Annotated in this window: 19 protein-coding genes and 2 pseudogenes; 14 read left to right on the top strand and 7 right to left on the bottom strand. The window is 68.0% G+C overall.

The genetic code is table 11. The features are described from left to right. The first annotated feature begins 228 nt into the window (after positions 1-228). The 5 genes and pseudogenes from D3874_RS22850 (at position 229) to D3874_RS32200 (ending at position 5621) form a co-directional block, all read left to right on the top strand. Entirely contained in the window at positions 229-2280 is a 2052-nt protein-coding gene (locus D3874_RS22850; RefSeq protein WP_119781365.1) for a capsular polysaccharide export protein, LipB/KpsS family, read from the top strand. Beyond that, entirely contained in the window at positions 2201-2767 is a 567-nt protein-coding gene (gene rfbC / locus D3874_RS22845) for a dTDP-4-dehydrorhamnose 3,5-epimerase (RefSeq protein WP_119781362.1), read from the top strand. Before D3874_RS22850 ends, rfbC begins: the two co-directional genes overlap by 80 nt. Continuing rightward, the gene (gene rfbB / locus D3874_RS22840; protein ID WP_119781359.1) at positions 2764-3828 is read left to right on the top strand and encodes a dTDP-glucose 4,6-dehydratase; all 1065 of its coding nucleotides are present in this window, start codon (positions 2764-2766) and stop codon (positions 3826-3828) included. The genes rfbC and rfbB overlap by 4 nt, the downstream gene beginning before the upstream one ends. Next, positions 3825-4703, top strand: coding sequence for a dTDP-4-dehydrorhamnose reductase (rfbD, locus tag D3874_RS22835; protein ID WP_199699225.1), 879 nt, complete (start codon positions 3825-3827; stop codon positions 4701-4703). Before rfbB ends, rfbD begins: the two co-directional genes overlap by 4 nt. A 73-nt stretch (positions 4704-4776) precedes the next feature. Next, positions 4777-5621: pseudogene (locus D3874_RS32200) on the top strand (SDR family NAD(P)-dependent oxidoreductase). A 143-nt stretch (positions 5622-5764) separates the two neighbouring features. Here the strand turns inward: D3874_RS32200 and D3874_RS22825 are convergent. From D3874_RS22825 to D3874_RS28795, 5 genes are all read right to left on the bottom strand, one after another. Continuing rightward, on the bottom strand, positions 5765-7342 hold the full coding sequence (locus tag D3874_RS22825; protein WP_119781353.1) for a cisplatin damage response ATP-dependent DNA ligase: 1578 nt from the start codon (positions 7340-7342) through the stop codon (positions 5765-5767). Further along, positions 7339-8346 (bottom strand): ligase-associated DNA damage response exonuclease, encoded by a 1008-nt coding sequence (locus D3874_RS22820; protein WP_119781350.1) that lies wholly within the window; start codon positions 8344-8346, stop codon positions 7339-7341. The genes D3874_RS22825 and D3874_RS22820 overlap by 4 nt, the downstream gene beginning before the upstream one ends. Positions 8347-8376: 30 nt before the next feature. Beyond that, complete coding sequence (locus D3874_RS22815) at positions 8377-8646, bottom strand: cytochrome C oxidase subunit IV family protein (protein ID WP_119781347.1); 270 nt, start codon at positions 8644-8646, stop codon at positions 8377-8379. Continuing rightward, the gene (locus D3874_RS28800; RefSeq protein WP_158596178.1) at positions 8643-9170 is read right to left on the bottom strand and encodes a cytochrome c oxidase subunit 3; all 528 of its coding nucleotides are present in this window, start codon (positions 9168-9170) and stop codon (positions 8643-8645) included. The genes D3874_RS22815 and D3874_RS28800 overlap by 4 nt, the downstream gene beginning before the upstream one ends. Before the next feature lie 65 nt (positions 9171-9235). Next, complete coding sequence (locus D3874_RS28795) at positions 9236-9925, bottom strand: hypothetical protein (RefSeq protein WP_158596177.1); 690 nt, start codon at positions 9923-9925, stop codon at positions 9236-9238. 106 nt (positions 9926-10031) lie between these two features. Between D3874_RS28795 and D3874_RS22805 the strand changes: the two genes are divergently transcribed. The 7 genes and pseudogenes from D3874_RS22805 (at position 10032) to D3874_RS32545 (ending at position 17261) form a co-directional block, all read left to right on the top strand. After that, positions 10032-12500, top strand: coding sequence for a ligase-associated DNA damage response DEXH box helicase (locus D3874_RS22805; RefSeq protein ID WP_338016765.1), 2469 nt, complete (start codon positions 10032-10034; stop codon positions 12498-12500). A gap of 132 nt (positions 12501-12632) precedes the next feature. After that, the gene (gene pdeM, locus D3874_RS22800) at positions 12633-13328 is read left to right on the top strand and encodes a ligase-associated DNA damage response endonuclease PdeM (protein WP_119781341.1); all 696 of its coding nucleotides are present in this window, start codon (positions 12633-12635) and stop codon (positions 13326-13328) included. A gap of 74 nt (positions 13329-13402) precedes the next feature. Then, complete coding sequence (locus tag D3874_RS22795) at positions 13403-13867, top strand: hypothetical protein (RefSeq protein WP_147385812.1); 465 nt, start codon at positions 13403-13405, stop codon at positions 13865-13867. Positions 13868-13949: 82 nt separating this feature from the next. Next, complete coding sequence (locus D3874_RS22790; RefSeq protein ID WP_119781335.1) at positions 13950-14318, top strand: GFA family protein; 369 nt, start codon at positions 13950-13952, stop codon at positions 14316-14318. A 127-nt stretch (positions 14319-14445) separates the two neighbouring features. Next, positions 14446-15611: pseudogene (locus tag D3874_RS22785) on the top strand (phosphoserine transaminase). Beyond that, positions 15571-16665, top strand: a complete 1095-nt coding sequence (gene serA, locus D3874_RS32550; RefSeq protein WP_456306431.1) for a phosphoglycerate dehydrogenase — start codon at positions 15571-15573, stop codon at positions 16663-16665. The pseudogene D3874_RS22785 and the gene serA overlap by 41 nt, the downstream one beginning before the upstream one ends. After that, positions 16662-17261 carry an ACT domain-containing protein gene (locus D3874_RS32545; protein WP_456306430.1) on the top strand — a complete coding sequence of 200 codons (600 nt, stop codon included), beginning with the start codon at positions 16662-16664 and terminating at the stop codon, positions 17259-17261. The genes serA and D3874_RS32545 overlap by 4 nt, the downstream gene beginning before the upstream one ends. A 128-nt stretch (positions 17262-17389) precedes the next feature. Here D3874_RS32545 and D3874_RS22775 read toward each other — a convergent pair whose 3' ends face one another. Beyond that, positions 17390-17719, bottom strand: coding sequence for a chorismate mutase (locus tag D3874_RS22775; protein WP_119781333.1), 330 nt, complete (start codon positions 17717-17719; stop codon positions 17390-17392). Between the two features lie 144 nt (positions 17720-17863). On the opposite strand from D3874_RS22775, the gene D3874_RS22770 reads away from it, so the two are divergent. Continuing rightward, complete coding sequence (locus D3874_RS22770) at positions 17864-18658, top strand: TetR/AcrR family transcriptional regulator (protein WP_158596176.1); 795 nt, start codon at positions 17864-17866, stop codon at positions 18656-18658. Here D3874_RS22770 and D3874_RS22765 read toward each other — a convergent pair. Further along, positions 18644-19273, bottom strand: a complete 630-nt coding sequence (locus D3874_RS22765; RefSeq protein WP_158596175.1) for a TetR/AcrR family transcriptional regulator — start codon at positions 19271-19273, stop codon at positions 18644-18646. The genes D3874_RS22770 and D3874_RS22765 overlap by 15 nt on opposite strands. 134 nt (positions 19274-19407) lie before the next feature. On the opposite strand from D3874_RS22765, the gene D3874_RS22760 reads away from it, so the two are divergent. After that, the gene (locus tag D3874_RS22760) at positions 19408-20493 is read left to right on the top strand and encodes a DUF1214 domain-containing protein (RefSeq protein ID WP_119781325.1); all 1086 of its coding nucleotides are present in this window, start codon (positions 19408-19410) and stop codon (positions 20491-20493) included. Positions 20494-20518: the final 25 nt, after the last annotated feature.

Below are 20518 nucleotides of genomic sequence, written 5' to 3'. Positions count from 1 at the left end.
TTTGGGGTTAAATTCACCTCATGATGGCGCATCTTTAAACGAAATCGTCGTGGAAATCGCAATGAGCACAGATAACTCTCTGATCGTTGATGTGCTCGTGGAAGCTGCGTAGATGATTCGTGACAGCTCGAGGCTTGCCGTGATGACGACGCAACCAGGCGTCTCGGCACCGCTGTCCGGGCCGATAGGCGTCTATTCCAGCGGCATTCTGGCCATTCCCCATCTTGCTTGCCTGCTTGGTGCCTGGGGCCCCTGGTCGATCTGGACCGGCGCCCGCGGGCGCCGGTGGCGGCGATCGCCGGCTGGGGCTATCGCCCGCCGGCCCAGCGGGCGATGACCGAGGCGGTGCGCCGCGGCGTGCCCTATCTGTCGCTCGAAGACGGCTTCCTGCGCTCGGCCGGGCAGGTGGGGATCAAGGCCGATCCGCCGCTGTCGCTGGTGATCGATCCCGTCGGCGTCTATTACGATGCGTCGAAGCCCTCGACGGTCGAACTGGCGATCGCCCGCGCAGCGGCCGGCCACCCGCGCCTGGACGAGGCGCTGCAACTCATCCGCCTGATGGATGAGGCCAACCTGGGCAAATACAATCTGGCCCGCGACTGGGGCGGCGATCTGTCGCTGCTGCGCCGGCCGGGTTTTGGCGTCGGGGTCGTCGGCCTGGGCGCACAGCGGCCGCTGGTGCTGGTGGTCGACCAGTCCGAAGGCGACGCCTCGATCGCCGCCGGCGGCGCGGACGCCGCGACCTTCGAACGCATGCTGGATGCCGCGATCAGCGAGAACCCGGATGCCGAAGTGGTGGTGCGCATCCATCCCGACGTGGTCGCCGGGCTGCGCCGCGGCCACCTGATCGAGGCCGCGCGGCGCCGGCACCTGCGCATTTTCGACCAGCCCGCCAGCTTCTCCTCGCTGGCCCGCCATGCCCGCCGGGTCTATGTCGCGACTAGCCAGGCCGGGCTGGAGGCGCTGATCGTCGGCACCCCGACGACCTGCTTCGGCACCCCGTTCTATGCCGGCTGGGGCCTGACCGACGATCGCCGGCCCTGCCCGCGCCGGGTCGCCCGGCCCAGCCTGGGGGCCCTGGTGGCCGCCGCCTATCTCGACTGCTGTTCCTATGTCGATCCGCGCAACGGCCAGGCCTGTTCGGCCCTCGACCTGGCCCGGCTGATCGCCGCCCAGCGCGTGCGCGACGACCGTTTCGTCGGCCAGACCCAGGTCGTCGGGGTGCCGCGGGCCCGCCGCGCCATGGTCGCCGCCACCCTGGGCTCGCGTCACGGGCGCTTGAACTTTGCCTGCAGCGTCCGCAGTGCCCTGGCCCGGCAGCGCAAGCTGGGCGGTCGCATCGCCGTGTGGTCACGGGTCGAACCGGCCGGGCTCGCTTCCTCGGCGGCGATCCAGGGTAGCGAGATCTGGCGCCTAGACGAGGCGCCCGGCCTGGCCGGCACCCTGCTGGGCGGCCTGGTCGGCCGCGGCGCCCTGGTGGCCGATCCGATCGGGATCCATTACACCTCGCTGGCACCCAGCGGCTTTGAAGCGCTGCTCGAACGCGGCCAGATCCCCGACCCCCTGGTTTCCCAGGCGGCGGCGGTGCGGCGGCTGTTCGCCAAATGGTGGCAGGCGCGCCACGGCGTCGGGCGCGACAGCGCCGGGCCGCGCCGGGTGGTCGTCCTGGGCCAGCGCGCCGACAGCCCCACCGTGGTCGAAAGTTCGCCCATGCTGACCGGCGACGAGGCCCTGCTGGCGGCAGTGCGGGCGCAGCACCCGACGGCACAGATCCTCTATCGTCCCGATCCCGAGGGCGGCGGTGCGGCGCTGCGCCCGGGCGAGCAGGTGATCCACAGCTTCGATCCCCTGCTGCTGGGCGGGCCGGTCGACGAGGTGCACACGATCAGCGCCGATGCCGGCTTCGATGCCCTGCTGGCCGGCCTGACGGTGGTAACTTACGGCATTCCCTTCTATGCCGGCTGGGGCCTGACCCAGGACCGGGTGAATGTGGCCTGGCGCTTCCGGCGGCCCTCGCTTGATGAATTGACGGCAGTCGCCCTGTTCCTTTATCCAACCCACGTCGAGCCGCGAACGGGGCTGCCGCTCGATCCGATGGCGGTTGCCGCCATGGCGGTGCGAAGCATCGCCGATCTGATCCAGGAACCGGTCGCCCCGGAGGCGGCAGTGGTCCACCATCTGGCCACGCTTGGGGGCATGAATGTCGAAAGTGTTGTTGCTCAAGACAAGGCGCTTCGGCGACAGCCGGGGCTGGTTCGCCGAGACGTACAACGCGGCTAGGTTCTCGGGGCTGGGCATCGCCGAGAGCTTCGTCCAGGACAATCATTCCTTCTCGGCCGCCCAGGGCACCCTGCGCGGCCTGCACTTCCAGACCCCGCCCCACGCCCAGGCCAAACTGGTGCGCTGCACCCGCGGCCGCATCCTGGATGTGGCCGTCGACGTCCGCCGCGGCTCGCCGACCTATGGCAAATGGGTGGGCGCCGAACTCTCGGCCGAGAACGGCGACCAGCTCTTCGTGCCGGTCGGCTTCGCCCATGCCTTCCTGACCCTGACGCCCGATTGCGAGGTGGTCTACAAGGTCAGCGGCCTCTATGCCCCGGCCAACGACGGCGGCATCCGCTGGAACGATCCCACCATCGCCATCGACTGGCCGCTGCCGCCAGGCGGCGCCACCCTCTCGGACAAGGACGCGGCCCTGCCGCTGCTGGCCGATTTCGACAGCCCCTTCGCCTATGACGGCGTGCCCCTTGCCCTGGAGACAGCATGAAGATCCTGGTTACCGGCGGCGCCGGCTTCATCGGCTCAGGCCTCGTGCGCCACATCATCGCCGAGCGGGCCCATGATCAGGTGCTCAACCTCGACAAGCTGACCTATGCCGGCACCTTGACCTCGCTGCACGGCGTCGAGGGCAATCCGCGCTATCGCTTCGTCCAGGGCGACATCGGCGACCGCGCACTGCTCGCCGGCCTGCTGGCCCAGTTCGCCCCCGACGTGGTCATCCACCTGGCGGCGGAAAGCCATGTCGACCGCTCGATCGAAGGCCCCGGCGCCTTCGTCGAGACCAATGTGGTCGGCACCTACAGCCTGCTCGAGGCGACCCTGGCCTATTGGCGGACGCTGGATGCCGAGCGCAAGGCCGCCTTCCGCTTCCACCACGTCTCGACCGACGAGGTCTTCGGCTCCCTGGGCGAGACCGGCTTCTTCACCGAGGAAACCCCCTATTCGCCGCGCTCGCCCTATTCGGCCTCCAAGGCCGCGTCGGACCACCTGGTGATGGCCTGGCACCACACCTACGGCCTGCCGGTGGTGCTCACCAACTGCTCGAACAATTACGGCCCCCACCAGTTCCCCGAGAAGCTGATCCCCCTGATGATCATCAAGGGCCTGGCGGGCGAGAAGCTGCCCGTTTACGGCAAGGGCGACAATGTCCGCGACTGGCTCTATGTCGATGACCATGTCCGCGCCCTGTGCACCGTGTTCGACAAGGGCCGGGTGGGCGAGACCTACAATGTCGGCGGCAATGCCGAACGCACCAACCTGACCGTGGTGGAGACGATCTGCGCCGCCCTGGACGGGCTGCGCCCGCGCGCCGACGGCAAGCCTCATGCCGCGCAGATCGGCTTCGTCACCGACCGGCCGGGCCACGACCAGCGCTATGCCATCGACGCCGCCAAGATCCGCCGCGAACTGGGCTGGGAACCGCGCGAGAGCTTCGAGACCGGCATGGCCGCGACCGTCGCCTGGTACCTGGAGAACGAACCCTGGTGGCGCGCCATCGAGGCCTCGCGCTATGGCGGCGAGCGCTTAGGCCTCGCCCGGCGGGCATGATGGAGATCCTGGTCACCGGGGGCGCCGGCCAGGTCGGCCTCGCCCTGCAGCGCCTGGCCTGGCCGGCCGGCGTCACCCTCCAGGCGCCGACGCGGGCCGAACTCGACCTCAGCGATACCGCCGCCATCGCCGATTACCTCGCCGCCCGGCCCTGGGCCGCGGTGATCAATGCCGCCGCCTATACCGCCGTCGACAAGGCGGAAGACGACGTGGTCGCCGCCTTCGCCCTGAACGCCATGGCCCCCGCCGCCCTGGCCGATGCCACCCGCAAAGCCGGCGTGCCGCTGGTTCATGTCTCGACCGACTATGTCTTCGACGGCAGCAAGGCCGGTCCTTACGAGGTCGAAGACCCGGTCTGCCCGATCGGCGTCTACGGCGCCAGCAAGGAAGCGGGCGAACAGGCCGTGCGCACGGTGAACCCGCGCCACGCCATCGTCCGCACCGCCTGGGTGGTCAGCCCCGACCGGGCCAATTTCGTGAAGACCATGCTGCGGCTGGGGGCAGACCGGCCGGAATTGCGCGTGGTCGCCGACCAGCGCGGTTGCCCGACCAGTGCCGCCGACCTGGCCCAGGCCCTGGCCGCCATCGCCCTGCGCATGGCCCGGGAGCCGGACGCCCCGACCGGCACCTTCCACGGCGTCAACGCCGGCGAGGCGACCTGGTGCGAGCTGGCCAACCATGTCTTCGACGTCGCCGCGCGCCACGGCCGGCCGCGCCCCAAGGTGACACCGATCGAGACCCGGGACTATCCCACCCCGGCCCGCCGCCCGGCCAATTCCCGCCTGGCGACCCACCACCTGGCGCAGGCCTATGGCATCACCCTGCGGCCCTGGCAGGATGCCGTTGCGGAAATCGTGGGAAAGCTGGTTGCCTGAATTGTCGCAAAGGCGACAATCTCGCGCGGGCGCAGGCTGACATACTGCCGCCCGGCCAAGGGGAGAGCAAACCATGGATTTTCAGGGCAAGGTCGCCTGGGTGACCGGCGCGTCATCGGGCATTGGCGAGGCGCTGGCCAAGGGCCTGTCGGCCCGGGGCGCCGCGGTGGTCCTGTCGGGCCGCCGGCAGGACGCGCTGGAGGCGGTGGCGGGCAAGCTGGCCGGCCCCAGCCTGGTCGTGCCCTTCGAGGCGACCGACTACGACGCGTTGGCCCCCGCCCTGGCCAGGGTGCTGGGCTTCAAGGGCCAGGTCGACCTGCTGATCAACAATGCCGGCATCAGCCAGCGCAGCCTGGCGCTCGATACCGATTTTGCAGTCTATCGCCGCCTGATGGAGGTGGACTTCTTCGCCCCCGTGCGCCTGACCCAGCTCGTCCTGCCGCACATGGTGGAACGCCAGGCGGGCCAGATCGCCATCGTCAGCTCGGTCGCCGGCAAGGTGGGCGCCCCCTGCGCACCGGCTACAGCGCCGCCAAGCATGCTTGCGTGGGCTATTTCGATGCCCTGCGGGCCGAGGTCGAGGCCGCCTATGGCATCGGCGTCAGCGTGATCCTGCCCGGCTCGGTGCGCACCGGCATCGCCGCCAATGCCCTGTCGGCCGACGGCAGCGCGCGCGGCCATTCGGACGCGAATATCGACGCCGGGATCGACCCCGACGTGGCGGCCGGAACCATCATCGATGGCCTCGCGGCCCGCGCCCATGAGATCGTGGTGGCCGAGGGTATGGAATTGATGGCGTTGCAACTGCGCGCCCAGGATCCCGAAACCCTGTTCGGCTTCACCGCCGCCGAAGGCGCCAGGCTGGCCGCCGCCCGTGCGCAAGGCCTGGGGCCGGAGCCGACCAAGGTGAATGCGTAAGAAAAGCCCTCTCCTCCTCGGAGGAGAGGGTTGGGTGAGGAGGGTGGTCGGCGTGGAACGCAATCTGTCCCACCGACCACCTCACCCTCCCGCCGCTTTGCGTCGGGCCCCTCCCTCTCCCCCGCACGCGGCGGAGAGGGGTCTCAGCGTATCAGCTTCTCCAGCGCCGACAGCCGGTCGGCTTCGGCGGCGGGTTTGTCCCAGCGGATGCGGTTGATGCGGGGGAAACGCATGGCGACGCCGGACTTGTGGCGGCTGGAACGGGCCAGGCCCTCGAAAGCGATCTCCAGCACCAGGGCCTGTTCGACCTCGCGCACCGGGCCGAAACGCTGGCGTGTGTGGTTACGCACCCAGCGGTCGAGCTGGGCCAGTTCCTCGTCGGTGAAGCCGAAATAGGCCTTGCCCACGGGGACCAGCACGTCGTCCGTGTCGCGCCACACCCCGAAGGTGAAATCGGAATAGAAGGACGAGCGTTTGCCGTGGCCGCGCTGGGCATACATCATCACCGCATCGACCAGGTGGGGATCGCGCTTCCACTTCCACCACGGGCCCTTGGGCCGACCGGCCAGATAGGCGCTGTCGCGGCGCTTCAGCATGACACCCTCGACGGCGGTGCCCGCGGTGGTCGCGCGGATCTCGGCCAGGTCGTCCCACGAGGTGAAAGGCAGCAGGGGCGAGATGTCGATGCCGCTGCCCACGCTGCGCCCCTCCAATCGCGCGATGAGCCGTTCGCGCCGGGCGTCGAACGGCAGGGCGCGCAGATCTTCCGCCCCGTCGAATAGCAGGTCGTAGGCGCGCAGATGGGCGGGGCGCCTTGTGATCATGGCCGCCGTCGGCGCCTTGCGGTTCAGGCGCTGCTGCAACTCGGCGAAGGCGGCGATCTCCCCGCCCGGCGTCAGGACCAGTAATTCGCCGTCGATCACGCCGTCGATGTCGAGCCGCGCCAGCAGGTCGGGAAAGGCCGGGCCGACATCCTCGCCGGTGCGGGAATAGAGCCGGCGGGTGGCGCCGTCGACCACCGCCTGGACCCGGATGCCGTCCCATTTCCACTCCGCCCGGAACTCCGCCGGGTCGAGATTGTCGAGGTCGCCGTCGTCCAGCGGGTGGGACAGCATCACCGGCCGGAACGGCGCCGCGGCCAATGCCGCCGGCCGTGTCCCGCGGCCTTCGACCCAGGCGAACAGGTCGCGGTAGGGCGGGGTCAGCGAGGGCCAGACTTCCTCGATCTGCGTCGCATCGATGGTCCCTAAGCCGGCGACCGCGACCCGGGCCAGGCGGGCCGAGACGCCGACGCGCAGGGCACCGGTCATCAGCTTCAGCAAGGCCCAGCGCCCGGTCGCATCCAGCCGGTCGAGCAGGCCGGCGACCAGGGCGGGGACCTGGGCCTTGGGCGTGTTGCGCAGGTCGGCGACCACGGCGCTCAAGCTGGGCGCCGCGCCGTGGTCCGCCGTGGCGGGCCAGATCAGGGCCACCGTCTCGGCGAGGTCGCCGACGAAATCATAGGACAGGGCGAACAGGGTGGGGTCGGTCCGCGCCGCCGCCAGGGCGCGGATCAGCCCGGCCTTGGCATGGGGAAAATCGAGGTCGCCGGTCAGCGCGGCCAAGGCAAAGCCGCGGTCGGGATCGGGCGTTTCACGCAGATAGGCCTCGATCAGCCGCAATTTGCCATTGCGCTGCGGCTGATAGGACAGGGTGTCCAGGAGGGCGGCGAAGCGGTTCATTCGGCGTCGTCGTCGTAACCGACCAGGTCCAGGGCGCGGGCGCTGATGCCCTGTGTCCCGGCCCAATGCACCAGCGCTTCCTCCCGGCCGTGGGTGACCCAGACTTGCTCAGGGCGAAGTTCGCTCAAGGTTCCGGTCAGCTCGTCCCAGTCGGCATGATCGGAAATCACCAGCGGCAGTTCGACGCCGCGCTGGCGCGCCCGGGCCCGCACCCCCATCCAGCCCGAGGCGAGGCAGGTGACGGGATCGGGCAGCCGGCGTGACCAGCGATCGGCCAGGGCGCTGGGCGGGCACAGCACGATCTCGCCTTTCAAGGTGTCCTTCGATTTCTCGGGCAGGGGCAACAGGGGGCCCAGCGGCACGCCCAGGCGCTCGTAGAGTTCGCACAGGGCGAACAGGGCGCCGTGCAGATAGATCGGCCGAGCCCAGCCGGCCCGGCGCAGCAGGGCGATCACCCGCTGGGCCTTGCCCAGGGCATAGGCGCCGACCAGGTGGCAGCGCTCGGGGAACAGGGCCACGGAGTGCAGCAGGCGGGCGATCTCCGAGTCGGCCGGCGGGTGGCGGAACACCGGCAGGGCAAAGGTCGCCTCGGTCACGAAGACATCGCAGGCGACGGGCTCGAACGGGGCGCAGGTGGGATCGGGCCGGCGCTTGTAGTCGCCCGAGACGACAATGCGCCCGCCGTCCCCCTCGATCAGCACCTGGGCCGAGCCCAGGACATGGCCGGCCGGGTGGAGCGAGACCGTGGCCGCCCCGATCTGCTGGGTCTCGCCGTAAGCCAGGGTCTCGACCTTGCCGATCGTCTCGGCGCCATAGCGTGCGACCATGATCGCCGCGGTCTCCACGGTCGCCAGCACGGCCCCGTGGCCGGGCCTGGCATGGTCGCCGTGGCCATGGGTGATCACCGCCCGCGCCACCGGCCGGGGCGGGTCGATGTAGAAATCGCCGGCCGGGCAATAGAGGCCGCGATCGGTTGGATGGAGCAGTTTCTCGGGCGCGCTCATGGCCTCAATGTGGGCTTTTGAGCGCTGAGGTCAAAGGGCGGGAACGAGCCCGCCGGAAAGGACCGCCACCGTCACGGCCGCGAGCCAGCACCCCATCGCGACGCGCCAGGCCGCCGGCGCACCCTTGAGCTCCATGAAATAAGCCATGATCAGCAGGATTTTCAGGGAGGCGAAAACCAGGATGACCGCCGCGGCCCAGGCCACGCCGTACTCGTTCTCGTAGAGCCAGCCGGAGAGGCCGGTCACCGCCACCAGGATCAGCCAGACCGCGGTGATGGGGCCAAGGACAATGGCTTTCATCGCCAGTCCGCCAAATAGAGCAGCGGGAAAAGCATGACCCACAGCAGATCGACCATGTGCCAGTAGGTGGCGGCGGTTTCGATACCCTTGCTCCGCCCGGCGCCATAGCCGCCGCGCCTGACCTTGAGGAGAACGATAAAAAGAACGGCGATGCCGGCAATGACGTGAAAGAAATGGATGAAGGTGATGATGAAATAATACATGAAGAAATCGTTGGTGACGGGTGAAATCCCATCTGCAAACTTCACTGCATATTCGGCGGATTTGATGCCGGTGAACATCACCCCGGTCAGGATCGCCACCGCGACGAAGCGCGACGCCCAAACCTGGGCGCCTTCCCGCACGGCATGGACCGCCAGGGCCATGGCCCAGGAACTGGTCAGCAACACGATCGTGTTGGCCAGCCCCAGCGGGGCGTCGAGCATGGCCCGCGACCGGGAGAAGACCGCGGGCTGGGCCGCTTGCTCCACGACGAAGGTCAGGAACAGCAGAGCGAAGACGCACAGGTCGACAAGCACGAACACCCAGATCCCCGGCTCCCCCGGGAGCCGGTAGGCTACGGGCTCGGCCGAAGGGAACGGCTGCGTGCTCAGGCCAGGGCCTCCTTCTCGAGCGCGGCGATGGCCTTGAAGGCGAAATAGCAGGTGCAGATGATCCAGGCGAAGTAGCCGCCGAGGCCGACATAGTAGGTCAGCAGGCCGTGCCAGGCGAAAGGCCCCTGATGAAAGAACGGGGTGAACAGTGCCAGGACCAGGGTTACGGCCATGGCAAAGGAGAACCAGCACATCCAGCGGGGAAACAGCGGTTGCGCGCGCCGGTCGATCAGGAAGGCAGAGCCGACGGCCACGAACTGGGTTACGGTCACCGCCGCGGTCGCATTGAACCAGAACCAGGCATAGTCGGTGATGGTCTTGATATCCTGCGGGGTCTTGAGCTCGGTATCGAAGGCGGCGCTCAGCCAGCCGGCGACGGAACCGAAGGTCACCAGGGTGGTGCCGAACCCGCCCAGCAACTCGATGCTCGAGAGCACGCCGTCCTGGCCCTCGGCCCTCGCCATGATGCGCGACAGCACCGAGCTCCAGACATAGTAGAGTGGCGCGAAGACCAGGATGAGGGCCATGCCCACCCGAATGCGCATATTGTTGTCGGTGAAGAATGAATAGACTTCCTCCGCATTCCAGTACTCGCGCGGTGGCGGCAGGAAACCGGCGATGGCGGCCCATGAGACCAGCGTGCCGACGAGATAGATGGGGCCGGCCCAGGCGCAAATTCGCCACACTGAGAAGTTGGTCCCAGGGGGAGTCGAATGGCTTGTCATTGCTGCCTTCTTCTGTCTGCGATTGCCGTGGCAGTCTGCGGCGCAGCGAAAGGTGTCGTGCCAAACTTTGGATGGGCACCGGTTGAGGCGCGGTGGACTTGATGGCCCTCGGAGCAGCGCCGCTTTCCCTAGCCTGCCGCCGGTCTTCGCCGACTGGTTCGCCATGCGCGGCTGGGCGCCCCGGCCGCATCAATTGGCCATGGTGGCGGCGGCCCGGGCGGGCAAGTCCAGCCTGCTGGTGGCGCCCACCGGCGGCGGCAAGACCCTGGCGGGATTCCTGCCCAGCCTGATCGACCTTGCGGCCACGGGCGGCGGCAAGGGCCTGCACACGCTCTATGTCTCGCCCTTGAAGGCCTTGAACGTCGACGTCGCCCGCAACCTGCTGACCCCGGTCGAGGAGATGGGCCTGAAGCTGGGCATCGAGACGCGTAGCGGCGATACGCCGGCAGGCAAGCGCCAGCGCCAGCGGGTGAAGCCGCCCGACATCCTGCTGACCACGCCGGAACAGGTCGCCCTGTTGCTGGCGGTGCCCGAGGCGCCGATCCTGTTCCGGGACCTCAAGCGCATCGTGATCGACGAGGCCCACGCGGTCTGGGCCTCCAAGCGCGGCGACCTGCTGGCCCTGGGGCTGGAGCGGCTGTCGGCCCTGGCGCCCCAGGCCGCCCGGGTCGGCCTGTCGGCGACGGTGGCGGACAGAAAACGCCTGCTGGCCTGGGTGACCGGCGGGGCGCATGTAGGTGCTGCGACGATCATCGAAGGCGTGGCCGGGGCCAGCCCCCAGGTCGAGATCCTGGAGAGCGGCGAGCACATCCCCTGGTCCGGCCATTCGGCCCGCCATGCCTTTGCCGAGATCCTGCGCCTGATCGAGGGGGCGAAGACCGCCCTGGTCTTCGTCAACACCCGCGCCCAGGCGGAATTCATCTTCCAGGGCCTCTGGTCGCTCAACGAAAAAACCCTGCCCATCGCCCTGCACCACGGCAGTCTGGCACCCGAACAGCGCCGCAAGGTCGAGGCGGCGATGGTCGCGGGCCGCCTGAAGGGCGTGGTCTGCACCTCGACCCTGGACTTGGGGATCGACTGGGGCGCCGTCGACCTGGTGATCCAGGTGGGGGCGCCCAAGGGGGCCTCGCGCATGATCCAGCGCATCGGCCGGGCCAATCACCGGCTGGACGAGTCGAGTCGCGCGGTGATGGTGCCGGCCAACCGCTTCGAGGTGCTGGAATGCGAGGCAGCGCTGGAGGCCATCGCCGAAGGCGCGCTCGATCCCGAGCCGGTGCGCGTCGGTAGTCTCGACGTGCTGGCCCAGCATGTCCTGGGCGTCGCCGTGGGCGGCGGCTTCAGCGCCGACGGTCTCTACGACGAGATACGCCGGGCATTACCCTACGCGACCCTGGACCGGGCGACCTTCGACCAGGTGGTCGATTATGTGGCGACCGGCGGCTATGCCCTCAAGCGTTACGAACGCTATCGCCGGCTGCGCCTGGCCGACGGGGTGTGGCGCATCGCCCATCCCAGGATCGCCCAGCAATACCGCCTGAACGTGGGTACCATCGTCGAGGCGCCGATGCTGAAGGTGCGCTTCGGCCGCGGCCGGGTGCTGGGCGAGATCGAGGAATGGTTCATCGAGCAGTTGAGCCCGGGCGACAGCTTCATTTTCGCCGGGCAGATCCTGGCCTTCGTCGGCCTGCGCGAGAACGATGCCCTGGTGCGCAAATCCACCGCGACCGAGCCGCAGATCCCCTCCTACGAGGGCGGCAAATTCCCGCTTTCGACCTTCCTGGCGGCCAAGGTGCGGCGTCTGCTGGCCAGGCCGCGAAGCTGGCACAAGCTGCCGGCGCCGGTGCGCGAATGGCTGCGGCTGCAAAAGGCGCGCTCGGTCATGCCGCCCGAGGACAGCCTGCTGGTCGAGACCTTCCCACGCGGCGGCAAGCACTACATGGTGGCCTATTGCTTCGAGGGCCGGCTGGCGCACCAGACCTTGGGCATGCTGCTGACAAGGCGGATGGAGCGGGCCGGCCTGGGGCCGCTGGGCTTCGTCGCCAATGATTATTCGCTGGCGGTGTGGTCGCTCAAGGATGCAGGCGAGGCCGACCTCGACGCGCTGTTCGACCAGGATATGCTGGGCGATGATCTCGATGCATGGCTGGCCGAGTCGAATCTGATGAAACGCACCTTCCGGAACAATGCGGTGATCGCCGGCCTGATCGAGCGGCGCCATCCCGGCGAGACCAAGAGCGGGCGCCAGGTGACCTTTTCCTCCGACCTGATCTATGACGTGCTGCGACGCTACGAGCCCGATCACATCCTGCTGAAGGCCACCTGGGCCGATGCCGCCACCGGCCTGCTCGACGTGCGCCGCCTGTCCGACATGCTGGAACGGGTGAAGGGGCACATCGTGCACCAGGCGCTGACCCGGATCTCGCCGCTGGCCGTGCCGGTGATGCTGGAAATCGGCAAGGAGCCGGTCTACGGCGCCGCCACCGACCTGATCCTGGCGGAAGCTGCCGAGGACCTGGTGCGCGAGGCGATGCGATGAGCGGGGGACCGGCATCGTGCGTCCTTCGAGACGCCACGCTGCGCGCGGCTCCTCAGGATGAGGAAAGCCCCTTTGCCACAAAGATTTTCCTCATCCTGAGGAGGCCCGCAGGGCCGTCTCGAAGGACGCACAATGCTGCTGCGGGGTCCCATGGGCACGGTTGAAATCCGTCTGGGCAACAGCCTTGCCGTGCTCGACCGCTCGGGCGCGGTGCTGCTGGGCGACTGCCTGGTGGTGGCCGACCTGCACCTGGAAAAGGGCACGAGCTTTGCCGCCCGCGGCGTGCTGCTGCCGCCCCACGATACGCTGGCGACCCTGGATGCCCTGACGCAGGTGGTGCAGCGCCTTGGGCCGCGCCGGCTGGTCTCGCTGGGCGACGGCTTCCACGATGTCGGCGGGGCGGGGCGGCTGGGCGAGGAGGCGCGGGACCGCATCGGTGATCTGGCGCGGCAATGCGAACTGGTCTGGCTGCTGGGCAACCACGATCCGCTGCCACCCGTCGGCCTGCCCGGGGCGGTGGTCACCGACCTGGATTTGCACGGCCTGTCCCTGGTGCACGAACCGCCGGCGGGGCGCGGCGGCTGGGTCGCCGGCCACCTGCACCCCAAGGCGCGGCTGGACGGGCGCGGCCGGCGCATCGCCGCCCGCTGTTTCGTGACCGATGGCGACCGCCTGATCCTGCCCGCCTTCGGCGCCTATACGGGCGGCCTCGACGTCTTCCATCCCGCGATCGACAGCCTGTTTCCGCTGGGCTTCGACGCGCATCTGATCGGCCCCGGCGCCATCCACCGCATCGCCCGTGAACGCCTGGTGCGGCGGGTGGGATAGTGCTATCCCCCGGGCCGCCACCGCCATTATCCTCGGGGCCGGCCCGCTCGAAGGCCGCCCGGGGAGAGAACACGATGACATCCGTAGCGCGTCTTCTGGCCGCCTTGGGCCTGGCGGTGACCTGCGCCGGCCCCGCCCTGGCCGGGCCCGACGATCAGCCCAAGAGCCCCGCGCTGGACGCCGCGGCGGTCAAGGCCAAGCTCGTGGGTAACACGCTCGTGGGCAATTTCGGCGTCTACTGGTCGGTGCTGGAGGCCCATGCCGATCCCGGCGGCGCCTTGAAACTGCACATCTTCACCAAGGGGGCGATCGAGAACGACGATCGGCGCGAAACCGGCAAATGGTGGCTCGACGGGGCCAAGATCTGCATCAAGACCGTGAACATCGATTTCGGCTCGTCCGATTGCTTCGCCGTCCATGACGATGCCGGCACCGTCCGCCTCGTCTATACCGCCTGCACCGCGGTTTCCTCGAACAATTGCAAGACCGGCCGCGTCGGCTTCGAGGGCAAGATCGTGACGGGTGACGCGGTGAAGTGACCGCTGCTGCCACACTGCTGACAGAATGCTGTCAGCAGGCCCCGGCTACCAAGGGCGGACCAACGCGATTTAGGAGATTGCCATGGCCCTCAAGGGAAGCTGCCACTGCAAGGCGACGCAATTCGAGGTGAGCGAAGCGCCGTCCGGCGTTACCCGCTGCACCTGTTCCTTCTGTGCCAAGCACGGCGGCCTGTGGGCCTATTACAAGCCCGCGGATTTCCGCCTGGCCACGGCGCCCGACCGGGTCTCGACCTATCAATGGGGCTCGTACACGATCAGGCATCACTATTGCGCGATCTGCGGCTGCTACACCTTCGGCGAATCGCCCGACTGGTCGACCGGCCAGCCCGACTTCGACAATCCCAAGATCGGCGTCAACGCCCGCCTGTTCGACGATTTCGACCTCGATGCGGTTCCGGTCACGGTGATCGACGGCAAGAACCTCTGGTAGGCGCGCCTTCCCGCAAAATGTCGCATGGATGAAAACGGCGGTTGACTTGGGAGCGGCTTTGCATAACTTCGCCGGCGGGCCACGTCCCCCCACCGGGACGCTGCTTATCTGGAAGGATAAGTCCAACATGAAGCCGACTGCACGCCCTCGTAACCCGCTGTTTTCGTCCGGCCCCTGCGCCAAGCGCCCCGGCTGGACCCCCTCAGCCCTCCATGATGCCCTGATCGGTCGCTCCCACCGCTCCAAGCCTGGCAAGGCCAAGCTGCTCAAGGCCATCGAGGACACCCGCAAGATCCTGAAGGTGCCCGCCGACTACAAGATCGGCATCGTGCCGGCGTCCGATACGGGTGCGGTCGAAATGGCCCTGTGGTCGATGCTCGGCGCTCGCGGCGTCGATCTCGTCGCCTGGGAAAGCTTCGGCTCGGGCTGGGTCAATGACGCCGTCAAGCAGCTCAAGCTGAAGGACACCCGCGTCCTCGAGGCGGCCTACGGCCAGATCCCCGATCTGTTCCAGGTCGACAAGACCCGCGACCTGGTCTTCACCTGGAACGGCACCACCTCGGGTGTGCGTGCGCCGCACGCCGAATGGATCGCCGACGACCGCGAAGGCGTCACCATCTGCGATGCGACCTCGGCCGCCTTCGCCATGGAACTGCCCTGGGACAAGCTCGACGTCACCACCTTCTCCTGGCAGAAGGTGCTGGGCGGCGAGGCGGCCCACGGCATGATCATCCTGTCGCCCCGCGCCGTCACCAGGCTCGAGACCTATACCCCGCCTTGGCCCCTGCCGAAGATCTTCCGCATGGCCTCGGGCGGCAAGCTGGCCGAGGGCATCTTCAAGGGCGAGACCATCAACACGCCCTCGATGCTGTGCGTCGAGGACTACCTCGATGCCTTGGCCTGGGCCGAGTCGGTCGGCGGCCTCGACGGCCTGATCGCCCGGTCGCAGGGCAATCTCGGCCTGATCGAAGCCTGGGTCGAGAAATCGGACTGGGCCGGCTTCCTGGCGGAAGACAAGGCGATCCGCTCCTGCACCAGCGTCTGCCTCAAGGTCGTCGATCCCTGGGTCGACAGCCTGGACGAGGCCGGCAAGGCCGACGTCGCCAAGAAGCTGGCGGACCTGCTGGAGAAAGAGGGCGCCGCCTTCGATATCGGTGCCTATCGCGATGCCCCCCGGGCCTGCGCGTGTGGGCCGGTGCCACGGTGGAAGCCGCGGATATCGAGGCGCTGCTGCCCTGGCTCGACTGGGCCTATGCCCAGGTCAAGGCCCAGGTCTCCGCTGCCGCCGCCTGAACGGTCGACGCGTCGTCATTTCCTTATCCATGCGCTTGCAGGCGAGCCCGCTTGCGACCAGAGGTGTAATATGCCCAAGGTTCTGATTTCGGACGAACTCAGCCCCCGTGCCGCCCAGATCTTCCGCGACCGCGGTGTCGAGGTCGACGAGAAGCCCGGCCTGAAGAAGGACGAGCTGATCGCCATCATCGGCCAGTACGACGGCCTTGCCATCCGCTCGGCCACCAAGGTGACGGCCGAGGTGCTGGCCGCCGCCACCAACCTCAAGGTGGTCGGCCGCGCCGGCATCGGCGTCGACAATGTCGACATTCCCGCCGCCACCGCGCGCGGCGTCGTGGTGATGAACACCCCCTTCGGCAATTCGATCACCACCGCCGAACACGCGATCGCCATGATGTTCGCGGTCGCCCGCGACATTCCCGCGGCGACCGCCTCGACCCACGCCGGCAAGTGGGAAAAGAACCGCTTCATGGGCGTCGAGCTCTATGCCAAGACGCTGGGCCTGATCGGGGCCGGCAACATCGGCTCGATCGTCGCCGACCGGGCGCAAGGGTTGAAGATGCACGTCGTCGCCTACGACCCGTTCCTGACCCCGGACCGGGCGCGGGAGATCGGCGTCGAGAAGGTGGAACTGGACGAGCTCTTCGCCCGCGCCGACTTCATCACCCTGCACACGCCGCTGACCGACGGCACCCGCAACATCATCAACGCCGCCTCGATCGCCAAGATGAGGGACGGCGTGCGCATCATCAACTGCGCCCGCGGCGGCCTGATCGTCGAGGAAGACCTGAAGGCGGCGCTCGATTCGGGCAAGGTCGGGGGGGCGGCACTCGACGTCTTCGCGGTCGAGCCGGCCAAGGAGAACATCCTGTTCGGCCACGAGAAGGTGGTGGCGACGCCGCACCTGGGCGCCTCGACCACGGAAGCGCAGGAGAATGTGGCGCTCCAGGTGGCCGAGCAGATGTCGGCCTACCTGGTCGACGGCGCGGTTTCCAACGCCTTGAACATGCCCTCGGTGACGGCGGAAGAAGCCCCCGCCTGCGCCCCTACATGAAGCTGGCCGAACAGCTCGGCGGCTTCGCCGGCCAGCTTTCGGCCGAGGGCGGCCTGCGTGCGGTGACCATCGAATACGAGGGCGCCGTGGCCCGCCTGAACACCCGGCCGCTGACCGCGATCGCCCTCAAGGGCCTGCTGGGTCCCCTGATGGACTCGGTGAACATGGTCAACGCGCCGGTGGTGGCCAAGGAGCGCAACATCGCCGTCTCGGAAGTGAAGCACGAGCGCGAATGCGACTATCAGACCCTGATGCGCATCACCGTCGACATGGACGGCAAGGTGCGCGACGTGGCCGGCACCCTGTTCGCCGATGCCCACCCGCGCATCGTCTCGATCAAGGGCATCACGGTCGAGGCGGAAGTGGCGCCGCACATGCTCTACGTCACCAACGAGGACAAGCCGGGCTTCATCGGGGCCTTGGGCACCATCCTGGGCGAATCGGGCATCAACATCGCCACCTTCAACCTAGGGAGACGCATCGCCGGTGAAGAGGCGATCTGCCTGGTCGCCGTCGACGGCCCGATCCCGGATGCCGTGGTCGAAAAGGTGCGCGGCATTTCCCAGGTGAAACAGGCCCAGGCGCTCGATTTCTGAGGTCGAAAGACACCTTTCTTTTTAGTCATCCCCGCGCAGGCGGGGATCCACTGCCATGGCGATACGGGTCCGTCCCAGTGTTCCCCAACCGTGGATCCCCGCCTGCGCGGGGATGACGATTCAGAGACCTACCGCTCGGCGATCGCGCGGTGGTGGCGGATCACTTCGCCGATGATGAAGTTCAGGAATTTCTCGGCGAATTCGGGGTCGAGCCTGGCGTTTTCGGCCAGCGTTCGCAGGCGCTTGATCTGTTGGGCTTCGCGTGCGGGGTCGGCCGGCGGCAGCTTGTAGCGGGCCTTGAGCGCCCCCACCGCCTGGGTGCATTTGAAACGCTCGGCCAGCATATGCACCAGGGCGGCGTCGATGTTGTCGATACTGTCGCGCAGGCGCTGCAATTCCGGGATCGCGATGGTCTCGATCTCGCCATTGCTGCGCTGCTCGGTCGCGTCCGCGTTCATCGCCCCTCCCTGACACGTTCGATCCGCACACGCTCTCCGAAACCGGCGGCGATGGCAAACGCCGATTGACGTGGGGGCAGCCTTGCTTGATTGCAAATGAGAACCGGAATAAGGTTCGCCGGATTTTCTTGGGGAGCAACATCGTTGCGGAACGAGGCGGACACGGTGCGGCCGGCGGCGCCAAAGCGCCGGACGGCAGAACGGGCGGTAGCCCGGCGCACCACGGCGGTAACCGACGACAAGGGGCTGGCCGACGATCCCCTGCGGGAAGGCCGGCGGCGCCTGGGCGTCGTGCTCAAGCCGGCGGCCCAGGCGCGCAGCCGCAACAAGCTGGAGCGGCTGCTCGAAGTCGGCCAGATGCTGATGGTCGAGGTCGGCTTCGACCGCATGCGCGTGGTCGACATCGCCGAACGCGCCGGCTGCTCCACCGGCGCGTTCTATCAGCGCTTTGCCGACAAGGAAGCCCTGCTCGAAGCCCTGGCCCAGCGCTTCGTCGAGCGGGCGCTCGGCATCATGGACGAATTGCTGTTGCCCGAGCGCTTCGAGGGCCAGCCCTTTGCCGTGGTCATTCGCCGTGTCGTCATCGCCATGGTGCGGCTGGTCTCGACCGACGCGGTCCTGGTGCGCGAGGTGGTGCGGGCCTCGCTACGCGATATCGGCTCCTGGGCCTATTTCAGCACGTTGCGCGACCATTTCATGGAGCGCCTGTTCACGGTCGCCAAGGACTATCCGGCGGTGGCCGACCGGGCCTACAGCGCCGGCCCGCTCGACCTGGGGGTGCAACTGGTGCTCTCGGCCCTGCTCAGCCGGTCGCTGGCCGACCCGCGCATCCTGGCCATCGCCGACGACGACCTCGCCGCGGAACTGGCGACCGCCGTCATCCGCTATCTCGCCATCGAGGATGCGGCCTGGGATCCCGCCGACTCACCGGTGATCTAGGGCCACCCCGCGCAGGAAGATGGCCACGCCGGCGGTGATCCAGCGGTCGATTTCCGCCGGGTCGGCCGCCTCGCCGCTGACCAGGCTGGCCCGGCTCAGGTCGGCGAAGACCATCGAGATCAGCATGGCCGCGGCGATCTGGGGATCGTCGATCGCCAGGTAGCCGGCATCGACCTGGCGCTTGAGCCAGCGGGCGACGGCCTTGATGACCTGCTCATGGCCCTCGCGGTAATAGGCCGCGATCATGTCGGGCACGCGCATGACCTCGGTCACCGCCAGGCGCTCGGCGGCGACACCGTTGGCCGACAGGCCGTATTGCGACAATTCCAGCAGCATGCGCACCAGGGTAGGCTCGACCCCGTCGGGCCCGGTCACCTCATAGGCGTCCAGGCCCGGGAGCATGACTTCCATGTAGCTGGTGATGACCGCGGTCAGGATCTCGGTCTTGGTCTCGAAGAAGCGATAGATCGTCTTGGTCGAGACGCCCGCCAGCTTGGCGATCGCGCCCACGTTGGCGGCGCTGAAGCCCTCGGTCATGAACACCGTGGTGGCGGCGCCCAGGATCGCCCCGCGCACCTCGCCTTCCTCGCGTCGCGTCTTTCTGGCACCTGCCAATCGAACCGTTCCTTCCAGCATCTCTAAGAATCTCCTTGACGGGAGGATCGCCGCGAAGATGATCAGGACCAAGGAAAACAGAAATTTTCCATTTCCCCAAGCCCGAATATGGGCGGCCGGGTGAGGGAGGGACAATGAGCGGAGATATCGACGAGCGCATTCTGTCGGGCCAGAGCTGGACCGAGTTCTGCCGCACGATCGAACAGGCCGGCAATATCCTGATGCGCGAGCAGGCGCCGGCCACGGTGTTCGACCGGGGCGAGGGCATCCGCTATCTCAGCCGGCTGACCCGGGCCTTCCTGGAATCGAGCATCGAATATTCCAACCCGGACTTTCCGGCCCTGCGCCAGTTGGCGCACGAGACGGTGAAGATCGGCGCCGACAACCCGGACAATGTCTATCTCTCGGCCACCGTGGCGGGGGACCGGGATTACCGGATCCGCGGCCAGCGGGGCTCGATCTTCTATTTCTCGATCGGCTCCAAGGCCAACCGCTATGCCATCGACGGCACCATGGCCTCGACCGGCGAGTTGAAGGGCGAGGACCTGATCCTGGGGGCCGACGGTGCGGTCGAGATCATCGCCAGCGCCACGCCAAAGCCCGGCAACTGGCTGCCGCTGGCGGCGGATTCGACCCTGCTGGTGGTGCGCCAGTCCTACCTCGACCGCGCGACCGAGAAGCCGGGCAGCTACACGATCGAGTGCATCGGCGCGCCCAAGGCGCCCCCGCCGCTCGATGCCGCGGCCCTCGACGAGGCGCTGCGCAAGGCGGCCATGGGGGTGATGGGCACCGCCTTCATCTTCGCCCAGTGGACCGAGCTGTTCATGACCAGGCCCAACGAACTGCCCGACTGGGGACAGGAGATGTTCCAGAAGGCGGGCGGCGATCCCGAGATCTTCTACCTGCACGGCTATTGGCAACTGGCCCCCGACGAGGCCTGGGTGATCGAGACCCGCGTGCCCGACTGCCCCTATTGGAATTTCCAGATCAACAACTGGTGGCTCGAATCCCTCGACTACCGTTTCCACAAGATCTGGGTGAACAAGCATACCGCCAGGCTGAACCCGGACGGCAGCGTAACCTTGGTGATTGCGGCGCGTGATCCCGGCTTCGGCAACTGGATCGACACCGCCGGCCACGACCGCGGCGCCGCCCTGCTGCGCTGGGTGGGGGCCAGCGAGCACCCGTTGCCGACGGCCAAGGTGGTGAAAATCCCCTAGCCGTCATTCCGGCGAAGGCCGGAAT

It is taken from the genome of Oleomonas cavernae, from assembly GCF_003590945.1.
GTDB lineage: Bacteria > Pseudomonadota > Alphaproteobacteria > Zavarziniales > Zavarziniaceae > Zavarzinia > Zavarzinia cavernae.
This window is presented reverse-complemented; position numbering and strand designations above follow the sequence as displayed.